The sequence below is a fragment of the Pseudarthrobacter sp. NCCP-2145 genome, assembly GCF_023708005.1.
In the GTDB taxonomy this organism is placed as follows: Bacteria; Actinomycetota; Actinomycetes; order Actinomycetales; family Micrococcaceae; genus Arthrobacter; species Arthrobacter oxydans.
Genome location: NZ_BRCG01000027.1, coordinates 45614 through 66708, shown reverse-complemented (window position 1 = coordinate 66708; position 21095 = coordinate 45614). Strand labels below are relative to the sequence as shown.

Annotated in this window: 21 protein-coding genes and 1 pseudogene; 14 read left to right on the top strand and 8 right to left on the bottom strand. The window is 67.1% G+C overall.

Annotated elements, in window-relative coordinates; translation table 11 throughout:
- From NFU08_RS18935 to NFU08_RS18925, 3 genes and pseudogenes are all read right to left on the bottom strand, one after another.
- A pseudogene (locus NFU08_RS18935) lies at positions 1–252 on the bottom strand (hypothetical protein); the annotation flags it as partial.
- A 56-nt stretch (positions 253–308) separates the two neighbouring features.
- Entirely contained in the window at positions 309–1373 is a 1065-nt protein-coding gene (locus NFU08_RS18930) for a spore photoproduct lyase family protein (RefSeq protein WP_251425401.1), read from the bottom strand.
- A 22-nt stretch (positions 1374–1395) separates the two neighbouring features.
- Positions 1396–2232 (bottom strand): phosphotransferase, encoded by an 837-nt coding sequence (locus NFU08_RS18925; RefSeq protein ID WP_251425398.1) that lies wholly within the window; start codon positions 2230–2232, stop codon positions 1396–1398.
- A gap of 88 nt (positions 2233–2320) precedes the next feature.
- Between NFU08_RS18925 and NFU08_RS18920 the strand changes: the two genes are divergently transcribed.
- Positions 2321–2695 (top strand): STAS/SEC14 domain-containing protein, encoded by a 375-nt coding sequence (locus NFU08_RS18920; RefSeq protein WP_104184673.1) that lies wholly within the window; start codon positions 2321–2323, stop codon positions 2693–2695.
- Here the strand turns inward: NFU08_RS18920 and NFU08_RS18915 are convergent.
- On the bottom strand, positions 2692–3705 hold the full coding sequence (locus tag NFU08_RS18915) for a LacI family DNA-binding transcriptional regulator (RefSeq protein WP_251425395.1): 1014 nt from the start codon (positions 3703–3705) through the stop codon (positions 2692–2694). The two genes, NFU08_RS18920 and NFU08_RS18915, sit on opposite strands and share 4 nt — an antisense overlap.
- Before the next feature lie 149 nt (positions 3706–3854).
- On the opposite strand from NFU08_RS18915, the gene NFU08_RS18910 reads away from it, so the two are divergent.
- The 10 genes from NFU08_RS18910 (at position 3855) to NFU08_RS18865 (ending at position 15965) form a co-directional block, all read left to right on the top strand.
- Positions 3855–4202 carry an L-rhamnose mutarotase gene (locus NFU08_RS18910; RefSeq protein WP_251425392.1) on the top strand — a complete coding sequence of 116 codons (348 nt, stop codon included), beginning with the start codon at positions 3855–3857 and terminating at the stop codon, positions 4200–4202.
- A gap of 65 nt (positions 4203–4267) precedes the next feature.
- A complete protein-coding gene (gene rhaI / locus NFU08_RS18905; RefSeq protein ID WP_251425389.1) occupies positions 4268–5434 on the top strand; it encodes an L-rhamnose isomerase in 1167 nt (388 codons plus the stop codon).
- Positions 5435–5440: 6 nt separating this feature from the next.
- Entirely contained in the window at positions 5441–7477 is a 2037-nt protein-coding gene (locus NFU08_RS18900; RefSeq protein WP_251425386.1) for a bifunctional aldolase/short-chain dehydrogenase, read from the top strand.
- On the top strand, positions 7474–8958 hold the full coding sequence (locus tag NFU08_RS18895; protein WP_251425382.1) for a rhamnulokinase family protein: 1485 nt from the start codon (positions 7474–7476) through the stop codon (positions 8956–8958). The genes NFU08_RS18900 and NFU08_RS18895 overlap by 4 nt, the downstream gene beginning before the upstream one ends.
- Before the next feature lie 62 nt (positions 8959–9020).
- Entirely contained in the window at positions 9021–11594 is a 2574-nt protein-coding gene (locus NFU08_RS18890) for a glycosyl hydrolase family 95 catalytic domain-containing protein (protein WP_251425379.1), read from the top strand.
- Positions 11595–11597: 3 nt separating this feature from the next.
- Positions 11598–12617 (top strand): acetylxylan esterase, encoded by a 1020-nt coding sequence (locus tag NFU08_RS18885; RefSeq protein WP_251425376.1) that lies wholly within the window; start codon positions 11598–11600, stop codon positions 12615–12617.
- Between the two features lie 54 nt (positions 12618–12671).
- The gene (locus NFU08_RS18880) at positions 12672–14000 is read left to right on the top strand and encodes a glycoside-pentoside-hexuronide (GPH):cation symporter (RefSeq protein ID WP_174177865.1); all 1329 of its coding nucleotides are present in this window, start codon (positions 12672–12674) and stop codon (positions 13998–14000) included.
- 215 nt (positions 14001–14215) lie between these two features.
- Positions 14216–15361, top strand: coding sequence for a 3-deoxy-7-phosphoheptulonate synthase (locus NFU08_RS18875; RefSeq protein WP_251425373.1), 1146 nt, complete (start codon positions 14216–14218; stop codon positions 15359–15361).
- A 143-nt stretch (positions 15362–15504) separates the two neighbouring features.
- Positions 15505–15717, top strand: a complete 213-nt coding sequence (locus tag NFU08_RS18870) for a helix-turn-helix domain-containing protein (RefSeq protein WP_174177867.1) — start codon at positions 15505–15507, stop codon at positions 15715–15717.
- A gap of 149 nt (positions 15718–15866) precedes the next feature.
- The gene (locus NFU08_RS18865; RefSeq protein WP_003792170.1) at positions 15867–15965 is read left to right on the top strand and encodes a 30S ribosomal protein bS22; all 99 of its coding nucleotides are present in this window, start codon (positions 15867–15869) and stop codon (positions 15963–15965) included.
- Positions 15966–16089: 124 nt separating this feature from the next.
- Here the strand turns inward: NFU08_RS18865 and NFU08_RS18860 are convergent, their stop codons facing one another.
- Positions 16090–16908 carry an HAD family phosphatase gene (locus tag NFU08_RS18860; protein WP_066278758.1) on the bottom strand — a complete coding sequence of 273 codons (819 nt, stop codon included), beginning with the start codon at positions 16906–16908 and terminating at the stop codon, positions 16090–16092.
- A gap of 99 nt (positions 16909–17007) precedes the next feature.
- Here NFU08_RS18860 and NFU08_RS18855 point away from each other — a divergent pair, with 99 nt between their 5' ends.
- Positions 17008–17262 (top strand): glutaredoxin family protein, encoded by a 255-nt coding sequence (locus NFU08_RS18855; protein ID WP_174177869.1) that lies wholly within the window; start codon positions 17008–17010, stop codon positions 17260–17262.
- 118 nt (positions 17263–17380) lie between these two features.
- Positions 17381–18085, top strand: coding sequence for a redox-sensing transcriptional repressor Rex (locus NFU08_RS18850; protein ID WP_174177871.1), 705 nt, complete (start codon positions 17381–17383; stop codon positions 18083–18085).
- A 62-nt stretch (positions 18086–18147) separates the two neighbouring features.
- On the opposite strand, the gene NFU08_RS18845 is transcribed toward NFU08_RS18850, so the two are convergent.
- The 3 genes from NFU08_RS18845 to NFU08_RS18835 all read right to left on the bottom strand — a co-directional run bounded on the left by NFU08_RS18845 (position 18148) and on the right by NFU08_RS18835 (position 20183).
- The gene (locus NFU08_RS18845) at positions 18148–18951 is read right to left on the bottom strand and encodes a hypothetical protein (protein WP_174177873.1); all 804 of its coding nucleotides are present in this window, start codon (positions 18949–18951) and stop codon (positions 18148–18150) included.
- Between the two features lie 109 nt (positions 18952–19060).
- On the bottom strand, positions 19061–19525 hold the full coding sequence (locus tag NFU08_RS18840; protein WP_251425370.1) for a hypothetical protein: 465 nt from the start codon (positions 19523–19525) through the stop codon (positions 19061–19063).
- Positions 19526–19634: 109 nt separating this feature from the next.
- Positions 19635–20183 carry a YceI family protein gene (locus NFU08_RS18835; RefSeq protein WP_251425367.1) on the bottom strand — a complete coding sequence of 183 codons (549 nt, stop codon included), beginning with the start codon at positions 20181–20183 and terminating at the stop codon, positions 19635–19637.
- A gap of 212 nt (positions 20184–20395) precedes the next feature.
- On the opposite strand from NFU08_RS18835, the gene NFU08_RS18830 reads away from it, so the two are divergent.
- Entirely contained in the window at positions 20396–21076 is a 681-nt protein-coding gene (locus NFU08_RS18830; RefSeq protein WP_174177879.1) for a histidine phosphatase family protein, read from the top strand.
- Positions 21077–21095: the final 19 nt, after the last annotated feature.

Below are 21095 nucleotides of genomic sequence, written 5' to 3'. Positions count from 1 at the left end.
GGGTGGTGCGGGGGCCGGCGGCGGCGCGGGCGTGGGTGCAGCGGTGGGAGCCGCAGCGGTGGTCCCCTGGGGTTCGAGGGCAAGGCCGGTTGCGGAGGGAGGCGCGGTGGAGGCAGGGGCCTGCTGCGCGGGGGAAGCCGGGACCGCTTGCCCGGCGGGCGCCTCGTTGATGCCGACGGTGGGCGTGCAGGCCCCGAGGCAGGTCGCCAGGGCAACGAGCCAGGCAAGGAGACGGGGACGGGCGCCGGTCATGATGGGATCAGTCTAGCGCGGGGCCCTCCCGCTGTCCGGTGTGCCCCCGGGCAGCCTCAGAACGCGTAGCGGACCCGGCAGTACGGTGCGATCTTTTCAATCAGCGCCGTCAGCTGGTTCACGTAGCGCGCCTTGGTCCCCGCGCGGTAGCGGACGTTGGTGAAGCCGTTGGAGGAGACCTTGGACTCCTGGAGGTCCGGGCGCCACAGCACGTCCTCGGCCTGCGGATGCCAGCCGAGGTTAACCTCGTGCAGCCGCTCGTTGTGGGTCAGGAAGATGACTTCCGCCGCGAGCTGGGCCTTTGCGGCGGAGCTGAGGGTGCGGTCCAGCTGGCGCAGCAGCTCCTCCCAATCGCTGAGCCACGTGTCCGTGATGATGACGGGGGAGAAGTTCACATGCACCTCGTAGCCGGCGGCAACGAAGTCGTTGATGGCGGCCATCCGGTCAGCCACGGGGGAGGTCCTGACATCGATGGACTTCGCCAGGGCCGCGGGCATCAGGGAGAACCGGATCCGGGTGTGTCCGCCGTGGTCCCAGCCGAGCATCGCCGGGTTGACGAACTTGGTGGCAAAGGACAGCTTCGCAGTGGGCAGGTCGCGGAAGAGCGTGACGAGGTCCTCCACGTTGTCGCTGACCAGGGCATCGACCGAGCAGTCGCTGTTCTCGCCGATGTCGTAGACCCAGAGCTCCGGGTCGCACTGGTTTGGCTCCAGCTTCATGCCCTGGCGCGTCACGTGCCGTTCCAGCGCCGCGGAAATCTGGCCGATGTTGGCAAACACGGTTACGGGATTGCTGTACCCCTTGTGGCGGGGCACGTAGCAGTAGGCGCAGGCCATGGCGCAGCCATTGGCGGTTGAGGGTGCGATGAAGTCCGCTGACCGGCCGTTCGGCTTGACCGACAGTGCCTTCTTGACGCCCAGGACCAGTGCCTCCGTCTTGATCCGGGACCAGCGCGGCACGTTGGTTTCTTCACCGTGCAGCTCGGGGATGTTCCAATGGCTGTCAACAAGCACGACGTCGGCGTCCGGCCAGCGTCCGACGATCTCCTTCCCCCGTGGCAGTTCCAGTGCAGCGGGTTGCGCATAGATGCGCCGGATCTGCAGCAGACGGTTGAATTCCATGGCTCCATCCTCGCAGGAGGTCCTAGCCCGCCAGTATCCGCTCCAGCCGCTCCACTCCGGACTGCTCAAAGGCGGCGTCACCGATCTTGTGCGCCCAGACCACGGTTCCCAGGGCCTGGTTCAGGTTTTCGAGATGCCACACGCCGGCTTCGGCGCCCGTGGGTTGCTTCCCCAGCCCGCTGTAGAAGGCCTCCGCCAGGGCGGGCCGCCCAAGGAACTGCTGGTGGGTAAGGCGGACCAGGTCGTGGACCCAGGGGCGGGCATCGGCCCGCCCGAAGTCGATGACTTTGATCGTTTCCCCGTCCACCAGCCAGTTCCTGGGCTGGTAGTCACCGTGGGTGGCCACCAGTTCCACGGGGGCCGTTATGATGCCGGCCAGTTCCTCCGCGGCCCGGGCGCGGAGGCCGGCGGCCAGCAGCCCTTCAGCCGAGCGGATGAGCAGCTGCGTCTGGTAGGCGATCTTCTTTGTGTAGTCGGCCGAGGTCCCGGCTGGGCGGTGCAGCCGTGCCAGGAGCGCTCCGGCCTGGCGGTACGTTTCGGGGCGGTACTCGGCAGCGGATCCCTCCACCGGCGTTCCGGGCAGGAATTCCGTCACCAGGATTCCCGCCTCTACCGAGGCTTGCCTGAGCACGGGGGTTGTGCCGTGGGGGCCGGGCAATCCCGGGGCGAGGGCGGCGATCTCCCGCCGGATATGGTGGCTGGTGGTGCTCGCCTTGACGATGAAGCCCGCGCCGTCGGGCGTGGACACGTGGAGGACGGAGGTGTCCTGCAGGGGCCAGGAGTAGTCCTTGACCACCCTGAACGGGCCAAGCCAGGACCTCAGCAGCCGGTTCTGCTCATCGGTAACTGAAGCGGGCATCCATCAGGCTACGCTGCAGCAGTGCGTGCGGTAAAGCTACGGCATGATAGGAGGGTCATGCGGGTCTGCCCAGGGGAGGGAAGCAGTTTTGGAGCCTTTAACTGTCGACGGCGGCAAGGGGACGGTGGAGTTGCGTTCCGACGGCGTCATCCACCTGATCTGGGAGCCCAAGGTCCGGATAGAGATCGAGGACGCGCAGGCTGCCATGGCGGCCGTCAATGAGATAGCGGGGGACCAGACCTATCCCATGCTGGTGGACATGGCCACCACCGAGGATGTCACCAGGGCGGCCCGTTCCGTGTTTTCCATCCCCTGCGCCGCGGACCGCATTGCGCTGCTGGGTGCCAGCCCGGTGGACCGGATCATCGCCAACTTCTTCCTGGGCGTGCATATTCCGCCGTGCCCCACCCGGTTCTTCACCTCGCGGACCGAGTCCATGAAATGGCTGCAGGCCGGTAACTAAGTTGCTTTTGTGCTCTGCCGCACCACCAGTTCCGGCGTGAAGACCACCGACCGGTGCGCCGGATTCCGGGATTCGACCTCTTCGGCGAGCAGCTGGATGGCCGTACGTCCCAATGCCTCCGTGGGCTGCCGGATGGAGGACAGCGGAACCACGGCGGAGACGGCGAAGTCGATGTCGTCGTAACCGATCAGCGCGACGTCCTCCGGAATACGGAACGTGTGGGTCATGGTCAGGGACTGCATCACGCCCAAAGCCAGGAGGTCGTTGGCGCAGAAGATGCCGTCCGGCAGCCCTTCACGGCCCCGCTCCACCAGCGAGTTGCCCACGCTGCGTCCGGCCAGGACGGTCTGCCCCTCGGACTCGAGCACCTCCAGCGTGGCGTCCGCTTCCTCCTTGACTGCACGCCGGGCACCCTGGAGGCGGTCGGCCACCTGCCGGATGGAGGTGGGCCCGCCCACAAAGGCGAGCCGACGGCGGCCGGTGTCCAGCAGGTGCCGCGCTGCCAGGTACCCGCCGGCGTCGTCGTCCACCGCCACTGAACTGAACTTTGCCTCGTCCGCCTGCCGGTCCACCAGGACGGTGGGCACGCCGCGCTCGCGGAGGAGGTCCAGCCGCTCGGTTACATCGCCCACGGGGGAGATCAGCAGGCCCTGGACACGCTGTTCCTGGAAGAGGTCGATGTAGTTGGCCTCGCGGGCGGCGTCGTGGCCGCTGTCCCCCAGCAGGACAGCACTGCCGTGGAGTGCGGCGGCGTCCTCGGCCGCGCGCACGACGGCGGTGAAGAACGGGTTGCCTACGTCCAGGACGATGAGCCCGATGGTGCGGCTGTGGCCCGCGCGGAGCTGGCGGGCGGCGTCGTTGCGGACGAAGCCAAGCTCGTCAATGGCCTTCAGCACGCGGTCCTTGGTCCGCTGCGAAACCCTGTCCGGGTAATTCAGCACATTGGACACCGTGCCCACCGCCACGCTGGCATGGTTGGCGACGTCCTTGATACTGGCTGAACGATTCATGATTCTCCGTGCTGCTGCTCTTTGTGGCACGCACTAAGGCCGGGTTGTGGACCGCGGCCTGGAATGCTTGACACCTGCTCAGCTTCAAGAGTACTTTGAATCGTAACAATGAAACGATTCAAAGATTTGCTATTTCAGGAGAACCAAAAATGAGGGTGTGTTTCCGCTCCTCGGTCCAGCCGGCCATGATCGACGAATACCGCAGGCGGCACGCCGCTGTCTGGCCGGACATGCTCCGCGCACTCAAGGACGCCGGCTGGAACAACTACTCCTTGTTCCTCTCCGGGGACGGGCTCCTTGTGGGCTACCTGGAATGCGACGACTTCGACGCGGTTCGGGCCCGCATGGCTCTGAAGGACGTCAACGCCCGCTGGCAGGCGGAAATGGCCACGCTTTTTGAAGATTCCGGGCAGGCTCCCGATGAAGGGTTCCAGGTCCTGGAGGAAGTCTTCAACCTTGACAGCCAGCTGGCGGCGGCCGAGTCCACCGCGAACTGACGCCACCGGCTCCAGCAGCGGGCCGCACCACCGACCACAGCATCACGACACCGGAAAGAACCATCATGAATGACGTAGCAACGGCGCTGGGCAGGCTCGAGGAGCTTGCCATCGAGGTCCCTTCGTGGGCCTATGGAAATTCGGGGACGCGGTTCAAGGTGTTCGGCACGCCCGGCACTCCGCGCACCGTGCAGGAGAAACTTGCGGATGCAGCGAAGGTCCATGAACTGACTGGCCTGGCTCCTACCGTTGCGCTGCATATCCCGTGGGACAAGGTGGACGACTACGCCGCCTTGAAGGAGTACGCGGCAGGTTTGGGTGTGGGCCTGGGCACGATCAACTCCAACACCTTCCAGGATGACGAGTACAAGTTCGGCTCCCTGACCTCGTCCAACGGGGCGGTGCGGCGCCGGGCGATCGACCACCACCTGGAATGCATCGACATCATGCACGCCACGGGGTCCAAGGACCTGAAGATCTGGCTGGCTGACGGCACCAACTACCCGGGCCAGGATGACATCCGCGGCCGCCAGGACCGCCTGGCCGAGTCCCTGCAGGAGATCTACGCGGCGCTGGGCGATGAGCAGCGGCTGGTGCTTGAGTACAAGTTCTTCGAGCCGGCTTTCTACCACACCGATGTTCCGGACTGGGGCACGTCCTATGCCCAGACCCTCGCGCTGGGCGAGAAGGCGTTTGTCTGCCTGGACACCGGCCACCACGCGCCGGGCACCAACATCGAGTTCATCGTGATGCAGCTGCTGCGCCTGGGCAAGCTGGGCTCGTTCGATTTCAACTCCCGCTTCTATGCGGACGATGACCTGATTGTGGGCGCGGCGGATCCGTTCCAGCTGTTCCGCATCATGCATGAGGTGATCCGCGGCGGCGGGTTTGGCAAGGATTCGGGCGTGGCCCTGATGCTGGACCAGTGCCACAACCTGGAGGAGAAGATCCCGGGCCAGATCCGTTCCGTGCTGAACGTCCAGGAAATGACGGCCCGGGCCCTGCTGGTGGATACCGCTGCCCTGGCCGAGGCCCAGCGCTCCGGGGACGTGCTGGCCGCCAACGGTATTTTCAATGATGCGTTCTACACCGACGTCCGGCCGGTCCTGGCCGAGTGGCGTGAATCCCGCGGACTGCCCGCGGACCCGCTGGCCGCGTTCAATGCCAGCGGCTACCAGAAGAAGATCAACGAGGACCGCGTGGGCGGCCAGCAAGCCGGATGGGGCGCCTGAAAAGTCATGACGAATACCACTGTTGAAGACCTGATTTCCCGTTCCAACCGCCTGGGTGCGGACAAGCGGAACACCAACTTTGCCGGCGGCAACACCTCGGCCAAGGGCACGGAGAAGGACCCGGTCACGGGCGAGGACGTCCAGCTGCTGTGGGTGAAGGGCTCCGGCGGGGACCTGGGCACGCTGAAGGCCGAAAACCTGGCCGTGCTGCGCCTGGACCGGCTGAACGCGTTGAAGAACGTCTACCCCGGCGTTGAGCGTGAAGACGAAATGGTGGCCGCGTTCGATTACTGCCTGCACGGCAAGGGCGGCGCCGCCCCGTCGATCGACACTGCCATGCATGGCCTGGTGGATGCGGCGCACGTGGACCACCTGCACCCGGACTCGGGCATCGCCATTGCGACGGCGGCGGACGGCGAGGCGCTGACCACCAAGATCTTCGGCAACAAGGTGGTATGGGTGCCCTGGCGCCGGCCCGGGTTCCAGCTGGGCCTGGACATCGCCGCGATCAAGGACGCCAACCCGCAGGCCATCGGGACCATCCTGGGCGGGCACGGCATCACCGCCTGGGGCGCCACGTCCGACGAGGCCGAGCAGAACTCGCTGTGGATCATCGACCAGGCGGAGAAGTACATCCGGGACAACGGCAAGGCCGAGCCTTTCGGACCGAAGCTGCCCGGCTACGGCGCCCTGCCCGAAGCAGAGCGGCGTGCCAAGGCCGCTGCCCTGGCACCGGTGATCCGCGGCCTGGCCTCCACGGACAAGCCGCAGCTGGGGCACTTCAGCGATGACGCCGTCGTCCTGGACTTCCTGGAAGCCGCCGGGCACCCGCGCCTGGGCGCGCTGGGCACCTCCTGCCCCGACCACTTCCTGCGCACCAAGGTCAAGCCGCTGATCCTGGACCTGCCCGCCGACGCCTCGGTGGAGGACTCGATCGCGCGGCTGCATGAGCTGCACGCGGACTACCGCGAGGACTACCAGGCCTACTACAGCCGCCATGCGGATGCGGACAGCCCGGCGCTGCGCGGCGCGGACCCGGCCATTGTGCTGGTCCCCGGCGTCGGCATGTTCTCGTACGGGGCGAACAAGCAGACCGCCCGGGTTGCCGGTGAGTTCTACATCAACGCCATCAACGTGATGCGCGGCGCCGAAGCCATCTCCACGTATGCCCCGATCGAGGAATCCGAGAAGTTCCGGATCGAGTACTGGGCGCTGGAGGAAGCCAAGCTCGCCCGCATGCCCAAGCCGAAGTCCCACGCCACCCGCATCGCCCTGGTGACCGGTGCGGCCTCCGGTATCGGCAAGGCCATCGCCACGCGCCTCGCCGCGGAAGGCGCGTGCGTGGTCATCGCGGACCTGAACCTGGAGAACGCCGAAAAGGTCGCCGAAGAACTCGGCGGACCCGATGTTGCCGTCGGTGTGCAGGCGGACGTCACGGACGAGGCCCAGGTTGCGGCAGCGATCGACGCCGCCGTGCTGGCCTTTGGCGGCGTGGACCTGGTGGTCAACAATGCCGGCCTGTCCATCTCCAAGCCGCTGCTGGAAACCACCGAAAAGGACTGGGACCTGCAGCACAACGTCATGGCCAAGGGCTCGTTCCTGGTGGCCAAGGCCGCGGCCAAGGTGATGATCGCCCAGGGCCTGGGCGGGGACATCATCTACATCTCTTCCAAGAACTCCGTGTTCGCCGGCCCGAACAACATCGCCTACTCCGCCACCAAGGCGGACCAGGCCCACCAGGTCCGCCTGCTCGCCGCTGAACTGGGCGAGCACGGCATCCGCGTCAACGGCATCAACCCCGACGGCGTGGTCCGCGGCTCAGGCATCTTCGCCGGCGGCTGGGGCGCCAAGCGCGCCGCCGTGTACGGCGTGGACGAGGAAAAACTGGGTGAGTACTACGCCCAGCGCACCCTGCTCAAGCGCGAAGTCCTGCCCGAGCACGTGGCCAACGCCGCCGCCGTGCTCACCGGCAACGAACTGTCCCACACCACCGGCCTGCACATCCCCGTGGACGCCGGAGTGGCCGCAGCCTTCCTGCGATGAGCGGGCAGGTTCAGGGCGCCGACGGCGCGCGTTCCGCCCCCGGCGTGTTCGCCGCGGTCGACATTGGCGCCTCCTCAGGCCGCGTGATCCTCGGACGCGTCAGCTCGGGCGAGAGCGTGGAGCTGGAGGTGGTCCACCGCTTCCCCAACGGCGTGGTGGAGATCGACGGCGGCCTCCGCTGGGACTTCGACGCCCTCTTCGCCGAGGTGCTCACGGGCCTGGCGGCGGCGGCCACCGTGGCCGCCGCGCAGGGGGAACAGGTGGCCAGCATCGGCATCGACACCTGGGCGGTGGACTACGGTTTGGTCAACAAATCCGGGGAGCTGGTTGCCCAGCCCTTCAGCTACCGCGATGACCGCAGCCGCACGGCCGTCGAACCCGTGCATCGGAAACTGGACCCCGCGCGCCTCTACGGGACCACGGGGCTGCAGTTCCTGCAGTTCAACACCGTCTACCAGCTCGCCAGCGAGAAGAACCTGGACGGGGTGCAGGCACTCCTGATCCCGGACCTGATCGCGTTCCTGCTCACCGGCGTCCGGCGGACGGAGGCCACGAACGCCTCCACCACGGGCCTGTTCGACGCCGTGGCGGGGGAGTGGGCCACCGAGTTCCTCACCGCCCTGGGCCTGCGGAAGGATCTGTTCCCGCCGCTGGTCCAGCCCGGCGAGGCCGTGGGCACCCTCCTGCCGGGCATCGCCGCGCAGGTGGGCCTGCCGCAGGACACCCGGGTGGTGGCCGTGGGCTCGCACGACACCGCCTCGGCGGTGGCGGCCGTCCCGGCGGAAGCGGACAACGGCGGGGAGCACTTCGCGTACATCTCCTCCGGCACTTGGTCGCTCGTGGGGCTGGAACTGAAGCACCCGGTCCTCACCGAGGCCAGCCGCGAAGCGAACTTCACCAATGAACGCGGCGTGGACGGCACCATCCGCTACCTCCGCAACATGGGCGGGCTCTGGCTCCTCAGCGAATGCCAGCGGACCTGGGCGCAGGAGGGGTTCCGGCCGGAACTGACGGCGCTGCTCACCGCGGCGGCCGCGCTGCCGCCGGGAGGGCCGCAGGTCAACCCGGACGATCCCTACTTCATCGCCCCGGACAACATGCCCGGGCGTATCCGGGCCGCCGTCCGGCGCACCGGAGAGGTACTGCCGGACGATCCCGCCGCCATCACCCGCTGCATCATGGACAGCCTGGCCGCCGGCTACGCCCGCACCCTCCGGGACGCCGAACGCCTGGCCGGCCGGACCGTGGACGTGGTGCACATAGTGGGCGGCGGCTCCCAGAACAGGCTGCTCTGCCAACTCACGGCGGACGTCACCGGGAAGAAAGTGGTGGCCGGGCCCGTGGAAGCAACGGCGCTGGGCAACGTCCTGGTGCAGGCGCGCGCCGCGGGGGCAGTCTCCGGGGAGCTGGCCGACCTCCGTGCCCTGGTGGTGCACAGCCACCACCTGCAGGTGTTCGTTCCGGAACTCTCGCGGCTGTAGCTGCTGTTCACCGTGTGGCCTGACCTTCCCTTGTTCCCCGGCCGGCCCTAGGATCTGAACCCATGCCCCCAGAACACGTCCTTGCCTACGATGCGCCTGCTGCCCGGTGGCTGGAGGCCCTTCCCCTGGGAAACGGCCGGCTGGGCGCCATGGTGTTCGGCGGCAGCCAGGCGGGCGCGGAGGTGGAACACCGGTTCCAGCTCAACGACTCGTCCGCCTGGTCCGGGTCACCGCGCAGCCAGGACCGGGAGCCCGTCTTCAGCCGGGAGGAGGCGGACCGGATCCTCAACGAAAGCCGCCGCCTGATCGGTTCCGGCGACTTCGCCGGCGCCACGGTAACCCTGAAAGGCCTGCAGCACCGGCACTCCCAGGCGTACCTCCCGTTCGCCGACCTCTACCTCACCGCGGCAGCCACCGCAGCAAACCCGGCAGCAGGGGAAAAGGGAGGCGGCGGCGCTCCCGCACAGCCGTCGTCGGACTATCACCGCGGCCTGGATCTGGCCCGCGCCCTCAATACCAACACGTACCGCCTGGACGGCCACGCCGTCCGGGTGGAAGCGTTCATCAGCCATGATCCGTCAGTGCTGGTGGTCTCGCTGCGGACCGACGCGCCGCAGGGCCTCGACCTTGCGTTGCGACTGGATTCCCCGCTGCGTATCCTCCGCCGCTCCGGCGGGGACGGGAGGCTGTCCCTCGAACTGAAAATGCCCTCCGACGCAGCCCCGGCGCACGACGGCGGCGTGGTGGAGTACTCGGAGGACGATTCCCTCAGCATGCAGGGGGCAGTGGCGGCCACCTGGGAGCATGACGGCCGGCCCGTGCAGGGACCAGCCGGCCCCGCCAGGCAGGCATCAGCGCACGACGACGGCCTGGCCGCCACCGGCGTCCGGCGCGCCGACATCTACCTCGCCACCGACACCACCTTCGCGGGGCTGGCCCGCCAGCCGCGGGGCACCGCCTCCACTGCCGCGGCCGCCGCCCGTACCGTGGTGGACCAGGCCCGGGCCTCCGGACGGGAAGTCCTGCTTGGCCGGCACGGGGAGAGCCACTCCAGGCTCTACGGGGCCGCGCGGGTGGAATTCGATGTTCCGGTGCGGGAAAGCGAAGATACGGGCCGGCGGCTGCTGGCGGCCAACGCCCACCCTGGCGGCCCGCTGGCGGCCGATCCCGGCCTGGCGGCGCTGCTCTTCAACTACGGGCGGTACCTGCTGATCTCCAGCTCGCGGTCCGCCCCTGCGGGGTCCCGGCAGGGGACGGCCTGGCGCGGAGTGCCGGCCAACCTCCAGGGCATCTGGAACGCCGAACTGCCGGCCCCCTGGAGCTCCAACTACACCACCAACATCAACCTGCAGATGAACTACTGGGGCGCCGAACCCACCGGCCTGGCCGAGTGTGCGGAACCGCTCTTTGCCCTCATCGAGGCGATGCAGGGGACCGGGTCCGCGGTGGCCCGGGAGTACTACGGCGCCCGCGGCTGGGCCGTGCACCACAACTCGGATCTGTGGGCCTACGCAAAACCGGTGGGGCACGGGGCGCATTCGCCGGAGTGGGCGTACTGGCCCATGGCAGGCCCCTGGCTGGTGCGGCACCTGTGGGAGCATCTGCAGTTTGGCAGCACGGACAGTTCCGCGGACGCGGACACTTTCGCCCCGGACAGCTTCGCCCGGTACACAGCCTGGCCGGCCATCCGCGGTGCCGCTGAATTCGCCCTGGACCTGCTGGTTAATTTCCCGGACGGCTCGCTGGGAACCAGCCCGTCCACGTCCCCGGAGAACACGTTTGCGGCGGCAGACCCGTCCACCGGCACCCGGGTGCAGGGATCCGCCGCCCAATCCGCCACCATGGACCTGACCCTCATCGGCGATGTTTTCCGGATGCTGGACACCCTGGCCCGCCGCCTTGGCCTGGAAGATGACCCCGTGGCCTCCGCCGCACGCAGTGCCCTGCCCCGGCTTCCCGCACCGGCACCGGGACGCGGCGGAAAGCTCCGGGAGTGGCTTGACGATCCGGAGGAATGGGAACCCGGGCACCGGCACGTCAGCCACCTCTACCTCGCCTATCCCGGGGACACGCCGCTCACCCCCGGGCTCGAAGCGGCGGTTCGGGCCAGCCTGGACGGCCGGGGCGACGAAGCCACCGGCTGGTCGCTGGCTTGGAAGATCCTGCTGCGCGCACGGCTCCGCCAGGCCGGAAAAGTCAGCGACCTCCTGCGGCTCTACTTCCGGGACATGCAGACGCCCCGCGGAGGCCAAAGCGGAGGCCTGTATCCCAACCTTTTCGGCGCCCACCCGCCGTTCCAGATCGACGGCAACCTCGGGTACGTGGCCGCCCTGGCCGAGTGCCTGGTCCAGAGCCACCGGACCGTGGGCGGGCTCCACGAAATAGAGCTGCTCCCCGCCCTCCCCTCCGAGCTGCCCGCCGGCCGCGCCCGGCGGCTCCGTGCCCGGCCCGGGGTGGACGTGGACCTGGACTGGCAGGACGGGCGGCTGGTGCAGGCAACCCTGGCCGCGCAGAAGCCGGTCAAGGTGCTGGTCCGGTATGGACCGGGCACCAGGGAAGCGCACCTTGAGCCAGGAATACCCGCAGTTCTCACCTACAGCGCCCCTCGCAGCGCCCCTACCGACAGGATTGGATGACCCATGCCGCTCTTCGACCTTCCCCTTGCGCAGCTCCGCGCCTACTCCTCGGACGTGACGCCCCCGGAGGACCTGGGCCACTTCTGGGACGCCACCATCAGGGAAGCCCGGGCCTTCCCGCTGGACGCCAGTTTTGAGCCGGTGGAAAACTACCTTTCCGTCATCGACACCTTCGACGTCACCTTCGCGGGCTACGGCGGCGCTCCGGTCCGGGGCTGGCTCCACCTCCCGGCGCACAGGGAACCCGGGGCGTCACTGCCGGTGGTGGTCCAGTACGTTGGCTACTCCGGCGGCCGCGGCCTGGTCAACCAGGACACCCGCTGGGCCCAGGCCGGCTACGCGCACTTCATCATGGACACCCGCGGCCAGGGCTACGGCGGCACGCTGGGCGACACGCCGGACCCGCACCCCTCCGCCGGGGACGTCGCCCACGCCGGACTCATGACCCGGGGCATCGGAAACCGCGAGGACTACTACTACCGCCGTGTGTACGTGGACGCCTTCCGGGCCGTGGAAGCCGCCCAGTCCCAGCCCGCCGTCGACCCCTCCAGGGTGGTGCTGGCCGGCGTCAGCCAGGGCGGCGGCATTGTGGTGGCCACCGCGGGCCTGGCCGCCGGAAGGCTCGACGGCGTCATCGCCGCGCTGCCCGATGTCCCGTTCCTGCAGGACTTCCCCCGGGCCATCGACATCACACCCCGCGGCCCGTACCCCGAGATCGCCCAGTTCCTGGCCCGGCACCGGGACCGGTACGACTCCGCGCTCGCCGTCCTGCGCTATTTCGACGGCGTCAACCTGGCCCGGTGGGCAACAGCCCCTGCGCTGTATTCAGCCGCCCAGATGGACGACATCTGCCCGCCGTCCACGGTCTTCGCAAGTTTCAACGCCTATGGCTCCGGAACGGCAGGCTCCTCCGGAACCGGCGCCGGGAAGGAGATTGAGGTGTACCGGTTCAACAACCACGAGGGCGGCCAGGAACACCACTGGATCCGCCAGCTGCTGTTTCTGCGCAAGATTTTGGGGTAAGTTCCATTTGCGGATGTGAGAAAACGGTTTCTCAGTCCCTTGGAACAGGAAGCAATGAAGAAACTCAGCAGGCTCAGCGTCTTTGCCTACGGCGCCGGTGACGCCGCCAACAGCATGATCATCAGCACCGGGAACATGTTCCTGCTCGTCTACTACACGGATGTTGCCGGGATCGGGGCGGCCGCCGCGGGAACCCTGCTGCTTCTCCTGCGGGTCTTCAACGCCTTCACGGACATCGCCGCGGGGCGCATCGTGGACCGCGTCCACAGCAGGCGCTGGGGGAAGTTCCGGCCCTTCCTGATGTTCGGTTTCATCCCGCTCCTGCTGAGCGTGGCGGTGTTCCATGTTCCGGACGTCGAACCGTCCCTGAAGCTGCTCTACGCCTACTGCACGTACGGCCTGGTGTGTGTCGCCTACAGCATGGTCAATGTTCCCTACGGCTGCCTGGTGGGGGCCATGACGCAGGACGCCCGGCAGCGCGCCCGGCTGGGCGGCGCCCGGACCCTCGGCGGGCTGTCCGTTGGCGCCACGCTCGGCTTCTTCATTGCCCCGCTCCTGGGGGCCGGGCAGGACATGCAGCAGGTCTTCACCTGGCTGACCATCACCTTCGCGGTTGTGGGCTCGGCCCTGTACGCCTTCACCGGTGCCGCCTGCGCCGAGCAGGTTCCCGGCAGCGTCCCCAGGATCACCCTCAGCCAGAGCATGGCGGCCCTTAAGGCAAATTCGCCGCTGGTGGTCCTCTGCGTCAGCTCGGTGCTTTTTGTCACCGGAACATCCGCCACGGGAGCATCCCAGTTCTACTACCTCCGCGATGTCCTGTCCCGGGTGGACCTGTTTCCCCTCATGGCCGCCGCGCAGGTGGCCATTACGCTCACGTTGGCGGTCCTCATTCCGCGTCCGGTGGCACGCTGGGGCAAACGTGCCGTCTACAGCGCCGGCGCCGGCCTCGGTGCCGTTGGGGGCCTGCTGGTTTTCCTGGCACCCGTGGAGGCGCCCCTGCTGGGCGTGGCTGGCCTGGTGCTGGGGCTGCTTGCCTCCGCGTCTGTCAGCATTGTCACGTGGGCGCTGATCGCGGACACCGTGGAATACGGCGAGTGGAAGACCGGAGTCCGGGTGCAGGGCATCAACTACGCGCTCCTGGCCGCCACCAGGAAGCTGGGCATGGGCTTTGGTGCCGGCGTTGTGGCCTTTTCCCTGGCCTGGGGCGGCTACGCCTCGGGCGTGGCAGAACAGCCGCAATCCGCAACACTGGCCATCCGGGCCGCGGCGGGACTGCTGCCCGGAGTCCTGGTCCTGGCGGCCGTGGGCATCATGTACTGGTACCGCCTCACGGACCGGAAGCACGCCGAGCTGGTGGCAAGCCTGTCGCGTGATGCAACGTAACCGTTTTGCCATCCGCGGAACCCGCGGTTATGGTTCATGGCATGACTAACCGTTGGTATGCGTATTTTTCGTTGGCTCTGGAGGGGCCCGCGTCTAACTGACACGCAACCAACTTTCCTTCAGAGCCAACAGGGCAGAGATGATTCTCTGCCCTTCGCCGTTTCTCCGGCGGGTTCTGATCCGGGCCCGCTTCCCATCTGGAACAGGACCCGAACATGAGCACCGCAACAGCCCCCGCAACCACAACCGCCGGCATTTCCGCAACGGAATCCGCGGCCAGGTCCACGTCGAACCTGCGCGTCAGCGAATTCACGGCGCTGCCCACCCCGCAGGAACTCATCGCGGAACTGCCGCTGGACGCCCGGGTGGCGGACGTCGTCGAACGCGGCCGCGATGAAGTCCGGGCCATCATGGACGGCGTGGACGACCGCCTGCTGGTGATCGTTGGGCCCTGCTCCATCCACGACCCCAAGGCGGGCCTTGAGTACGCACGCCGGCTGGTGAGCCAGGCCGAGAAGCACAGGGAAGACCTGCTGATCGTGATGCGCACCTACTTCGAAAAGCCCCGCACCACCGTGGGCTGGAAGGGCCTCATCAACGATCCCCGCCTGGACGGCAGCCACGACATGGTGACCGGCCTCCGCACCGCCCGGCACTTCCTGCAGCAGGTCACCGCCCTGGGCCTCCCCACGGCAACGGAGTTCCTCGAACCCATCAGCCCGCAGTACATGGCGGACCTGATCTCCTGGGGCGCCATCGGGGCGCGCACCACCGAAAGCCAGATCCACCGGCAGCTCGCGTCCGGGCTGTCCATGCCCATCGGCTTCAAGAACGGGACCGACGGCGACCTCCAGGTGGCCATCGACGCCTGCGGTGCGGCGGCCGCGGCCCAGGCGTTCCTGGGCATTGACGGTGACGGCCGGGCGGCGCTGGTGTCCACTGCCGGGAACCCGGACACCCATGTCATCCTCCGCGGCGGACGCAAGGGACCCAACTACTCCGCCGCCGACGTCGGGGCGGCGTCAGCCAAGCTGGCAGGCAAGCAGCTGAACCCGCGGCTCATTGTGGATGCCAGCCATGCCAACAGCGGCAAGAGCCACCACCGGCAGGCCGAGGTGGCGCTGGAGATCGGCGCGCAGCTCGAGGACGGCGGCACGTCGGCCCAGGCGATTGCCGGCGTCATGCTGGAAAGCTTCCTGGTGGGCGGTGCGCAGAACCTGGATGTTGCCGAGCACGCGGCCGGACGCGCTGAGCTCGTGTACGGGCAGAGCGTCACCGATGCCTGCATGGAATGGGACGTTTCGGTCTCCGTCCTGGACCAACTGGCGGCATCCGCGCGCAAGCGCCGGGAGGCGAAATAGGGGGATTTACTACTTTCACTTCTGCCACACGAACATCTAGAGTATCTAGATAGGTGGTTGGTGGATGGCTCAGCATCGGAACACCGCATTGGCACGTACCTGGGGTCACTGTTGTCCATCCGTCAGCAAAGGAAAATAGGGAAATGTCGGCAGAACAGAACTTCTCCAACGCGAAGTTCCTGACCGTGGCTGAAGTAGCCCAGGTCATGCGCGTCTCCAAAATGACCGTGTACAGGCTGGTGCACTCCGGCGAAATGCCGGCAGTGCGCTTCGGCCGCTCCTACCGGGTTCCGGAACAGGCCGTTGAGCAGTACCTCAAAGGTGCTGTGGTGGACGGCCACTCCGAGACAGCCTGAGCAGCTGTCCGTAGCCGCCTTCCGGAAGCGGTACCCTGTTAAGGAACGTTTTACGTCATTGTAAGAATCTGTCAGTTGTTCAGTTCGTAGCTCTGTCCACGAACAATTTCCATCAGACAGGTACTGCATCTAGTTTGTAAGGAACTTACGTGGGTTCAGTTATTAAGAAGCGTCGCAAGCGTATGGCCAAGAAGAAGCACCGCAAGCTGCTTCGCAAGACCCGTCACCAGCGCCGCAACAAGAAGTAGAGATACTTCGAACAGCGCAGGAAATGCCCGTCGCCTTCCGAGGCGGCGGGCATTTTCTTGTGCTGTCCCCAACCAGGTAGCAGCACATGTCGTTAACAAGGCTCATAAGGACATCTGCTGCGACCTAGATGCGCGGGCCCCGGATGCGGGCAAATCCCTTCCAGAGCCCGTAGACGGCGCCGCCGGCCGTCGCGGCTTTGAGGCCGAACGTGGCCGCGCGCCGGCCTGACCGGAAATCGTAGACCGGCCAGTTGTTGTCGCGGGCGTGCCGGCGCAGGCGGGCATCCGGGTTGATGGCCACCGGATGGCCCACAAGGGTCAGCAGCGGAATGTCGTTATAGGAGTCGCTGTACGCCCAGCAGCGCTTGAGGTCCAGCTCCTCGGCGTCCGCAATGGCCTGGACGGCCACAGCCTTGGCCGAGCCGTGCAGGATGTCACCCACCAGGCGGCCGGTGTACATGCCCTCGGAAATTTCCCCCACCGTCCCCAGCGCCCCGGTCAGTCCCAGCCGGGTAGAGATCACCGTGGCCACTTCGATGGGGGTGGCGGTCACCAGCCACACCCGGCGGCCCACGCGCAGGTGCTGCTCCGCCAGCGCTTTGGCGCCCGGCCAGATGCGGGAGGCGATCATCTCGTCGTAGACCTCTTCGCCGAGCGCCTTGATGTCATCAACCGTGATGCCGGCCGCCAGCGTCAGTGCGGAGTCGCGGACGGCGTGGACATCGTCCATGTTTTCGCCGCGGGCCACGAACTTGAACTGCTTCCACGCGAACCCGGCCGCCTGGGCCATGGTGAACGCCCCGCGCTGGTGCATCTTGCGGGCAACGTGGAAGAGGCTGGCACCGCGCATCAGGGTGTTGTCCACATCGAAGAACGCCGCCTCGCCCGGTTGCGGCGCAGCAACCGGTTTGGTGACTACGGCGACGTACTTCTCCTCGGGCATGCAGTCGAGTCTAGTCAATCCGCTGTTCAATCCCCGTTTAGCCTTGTTCCCCCTTGCCCGGCGTCGCCGGACCCGGGGGAACGGGTCTACGGTTAACGCATGGCCTCACCCCGCGTTGTCCTGATCACCAAGGCAGACTGCCACCTCTGCGAAGACGCGCGCGACGCCGTCAGCAGGGTTACAGCCTCGTTGGGACTTGGGTGGAGCGAGGAGTTGGTGGACAACCAGCCGGAACTCCGTGAGCGCTACGCGGAAGAAATCCCGGTGGTGCTGGTGGATGGCGTGCAGCGCGATTTTTGGAAAATCGACGAAGCCCGGCTGGCACGCGTGCTCCAGCGGGCCCTGGCACAGTAGGGGAGCAGTACCGTGGTGGAGAGGTCTTCAGTGTCCCCTGCATCGGCGGCACCTGCTTTGATGGCATTGCCGGTTGGGCCCTAGAGTGGAGTCACAACGCGATGCGAGGGAGGGGCTGGTGGCTTCGCTGGATTCAACCCCCCAGGCTGTCCCGGACCTGCCGGGAGCTGCGGGCACGGCAGCCAAACAGATTCCGCCCGCTGCAGTGGCCCGGCTGACCCTCTACCTGCGTGCCCTCAATACCCTCCTGGCCGAGGGCGTGGAGCGGGTCTCCTCCGAATCCCTTGCCGAGGCCTCCGGCGTCAGCTCCGCTACGCTCCGCAAGGACCTCTCCCACGTGGGCTCCTACGGCACCCGCGGTGTGGGCTACGAGGTCCAGTACCTCAGCCGGCACATCGCCGCTGCCCTGGGACTCACCCACGACTGGAAAGTTGCCATCGTCGGTGCCGGCAATCTGGGCAAGGCCCTTGCACGGTACGGCGGCTTCGAATCCCGGGGTTTCGACGTCGTGGCCATCTTTGACGCGGACCAGATGGTGGTGGGCAACGAGGTCGGCTGGCTGCGCGTCAGCGACGTGGCGGACCTGGAAACCGTGCTGCACCGCACCGGGGCCAACATGGTGGTCCTTGCGTTGCCCGCTTCCGTGGCCCAGGGCATCTGCGACCGCGTGGTGGCGGCCGGGGTCCGCAGCGTCCTGAGTTTCGCCCCCATCATGCTCCAGGTGCCGGAGGGCGTTAACCTCCGCAAGGTGGACATGGCAACCGAGCTGCAGATCCTGGCCTATCACGCACAACGGGCGCAGGCCCCGGGGCAGACCGCCTAGTCTCCGTCAGCGGTGCTTGCTGGTTCCGGGGCCCACGCCCGAAGGGTGGGTGGTGCGTGGAGTTACCGGCCGTATGGGTTCCCCATATTGCCGCCGTACGGGTTGGCGAACGGCTGCTGGCGCCGGAAATACGGAGCCGAGGCCGGCAGGTAGAGCAGCACGATGGCCGCGATCCCCAGCAGGGTGCCGAGGGTTGCGAAGCTGGGCGGGCCGAAGAGGCCGAAGATGGACAGTGCCGCGAAGACCGTGCCCAGGATCCGCGCCCAGTTCTTGCCCTTACGGACGAAGAACGCCACCAGCAGGTACAGGGCGAGGCCGATGATGGCGAACACCACCAGGGTTCCGGCGATGACGCCCTTCATATCCTCGTAGGTGACACCGGCGCCGCTGCCCTCGATCTGGGTTTCGAAGGCGTCGCGGAACATGGGATCATCCAGCGTGGTCAGGCCGGTCAGCATCGAAATCACAAAGATCGCGGCGGAGGCAATCAGCAGCCAGAAGGAGATGTTGACCATCTGGGGAACACCCGTGCTGCCGGACGGCTGGGGCTGCTCCGACGGATACTGCGCATAGGGGGACTGTCCGTACGGCTGCTGGCCGTAGCCGGGGGCTGCCGGCGGGTTCTGGCCGTACTGCGGGGCGTTCTGCCCGTACTGGGGTGCGCCCGACTGGCCGTACTGGGGCGGGTTCTGGCCGTACTGCGGGGCGTTCTGTCCATACTGCGGTGTTCCGGACTGCTGGCCGTACTGGGGCTGGTTTTGGCCATACTGGGGTGCATTCTGGCCGTAGCGCGGACCCTGGCTGCCGGACTCGGAGCCGGGCTCGGGTTCGTTCGGAACGGGAGGCGGGACGGGGGGAGTGCTCATGGGCGGTCCTTTTGCGTGTCGGGTTCCAGGTAAATCGCCGGGATCGGTCCTGTCCCCTACCCCCAGCATCACTTACGTCCACCGTACCCCCGGGCAGCCGCCTTGTGGGTCATTCGGAAGAGGTATTCCCGGAGCGGGCCGCGGCGAAGAAGGCCTGGGAATTGGGCAGCCACAGCAGCACCGTTGCCGCCAGGCTGATGAGGAACGTTGCCCAGTTGCCGCCCTGGCCCACGCCCATCATGGCGTTGGCCACGGCCAGGACCAGGGTGGCGCCGGTGAGGGCCGTGAGGCCCAGGCGGGCCCAGCGCTTTCCGTCCTTCATGGCAAGGGCCAGGACGATCTGCGCCGCACCGACCGCTGCCGCCAGCAGCATGAGCAGGAGCACCAGCGTGGCCGCCCCCGGTGCCGCGGCAAAGAGCACCAGCGATGCCAGCATGCCGAGCATTCCACCCAGCAGGCCCAGGATGCCGCCCACAAACCAGATCCAGAAGGAGACCTTGAGTTCGGTGGGCAGGCCTGTCACCAGGAACATTCGGGCAAAACCGCTCCGCGGCGCGCTGGGAGAGTTGCTCATGGCCCTCACTGTAATCCCCGCCGGGACCCGGAAGGAGCGGCGTGCTTAAAGACGGCACCCCGGCGCCGGACTGCGGGAGTCCAGGGCCGGGGTGCCGGAGCGGAAGGAATTATGCCGCGGGAGCGATGAAGGCGAGTTCGAGGTTGATGGCAACCTTGTCGCTCACCAGGACGCCGCCGGTCTCGAGGATGGCGTTCCAGGTCAGGCCGAAGTCCTTGCGGCTGATGGTGGTCCCGGCGGAAACGCCTGCACGGGTGTTGCCGAACGGGTCAACAGCCACACCGTTGAACTCGGTGTCCAGGGTGACGGGGCGGGTGACGCCCTTGATGGTCAGGTCGCCGGTCAGCTCATAGCTGTCGCCCTTGGCCACGAGGCCGTTGGAGACAAAGGAGATTTCTGGGAACTTCTCTACGTCGAAGAAATCCTCGCCCTTGACGTGGCCATCGCGGTTTACGTCGCCGGAATCGAAGCTGGCGGTGTTGATGGTGGCGTTGATCCTGGCATCGGCGATGTCCCCGGGGAGGTCAAGGGTGGCGGCGGCTTCGGTGAACTGGCCGCGGACCTTGCTGATGCCCGCGTGGCGGACCGTGAAGCCGATCTCGCTGTGTGAGTTGTCGAGGGTCCAGGTGCCGGTGGTGACGTCTGCGGGAAGTGCCATGGTGATGCTCCTTGGGTTTGCGTACTGTCGGGTTGTGCTGTTGAACCTTCATCTGTTGAAGTCTCAACTAACTGCTGCATCCAGTATAAACATGCATTTGCATGTTTTGTTCCCGTCTTCGGAACATTTCTTCAAAAACTTCAGTTCTACTCTCCGTAGAAGCTTGTCCGGGAGATTTCGGATCGCACGCCATCTTTGAGAAACTGGTAAACATGCCCCAAGCCACTGTCCATTTGCTCCGCCACGGCGAGGTCCACAATCCCGACGGCGTTCTCTACGGACGGCTGCCCGAATTCCACCTCTCCGAACTGGGCCAGGAGATGGCACGTACGCTCGCCGAGCACTTCAGCCGGCGCGCGGCCGGGGGTGCCCGGATCACCTACCTGGCAGCCTCCCCGCTGGACCGTGCGCAGGAAACTGCCCGGCCGACGTCGGACGCGCTCAACCTGCAGATCCACACGGACGAACGGATCATCGAAGCGGAGAACTACTTCGAGGGCATGAAGGTCACCAGGGCTGAGCTGCGCCGCCCCAAGCACTGGCCGCGGCTGGTCAACCCGCTGCGGCCGTCCTGGGGCGAACCGTACAAAAACCAGGCTTCCCGGGTAATGGAAGCGGTCCAGGACGCGCGGCTGCGCGCCATCGAACTGGCAGCCGGGGACTTCGGCACGGACGGGCCTGAAGCCATCATGGTCAGCCACCAGCTCCCCATCTGGGCCACCCGCCTCAGCGCCGAGGGAAAGCCGCTGTGGCATGACCCTCGGAAACGCGAATGCACCCTGACCTCCATTACGTCCCTGGTGTTCGACGACGCCGGCACGCTCCTGCGCGTGCAGTACAGCGAACCCGCCGCTTCCCTTCTTCCGGGTGCGTCCAGCACCCCTGGAGCCTAGCTGTGACCCACCGCAATCC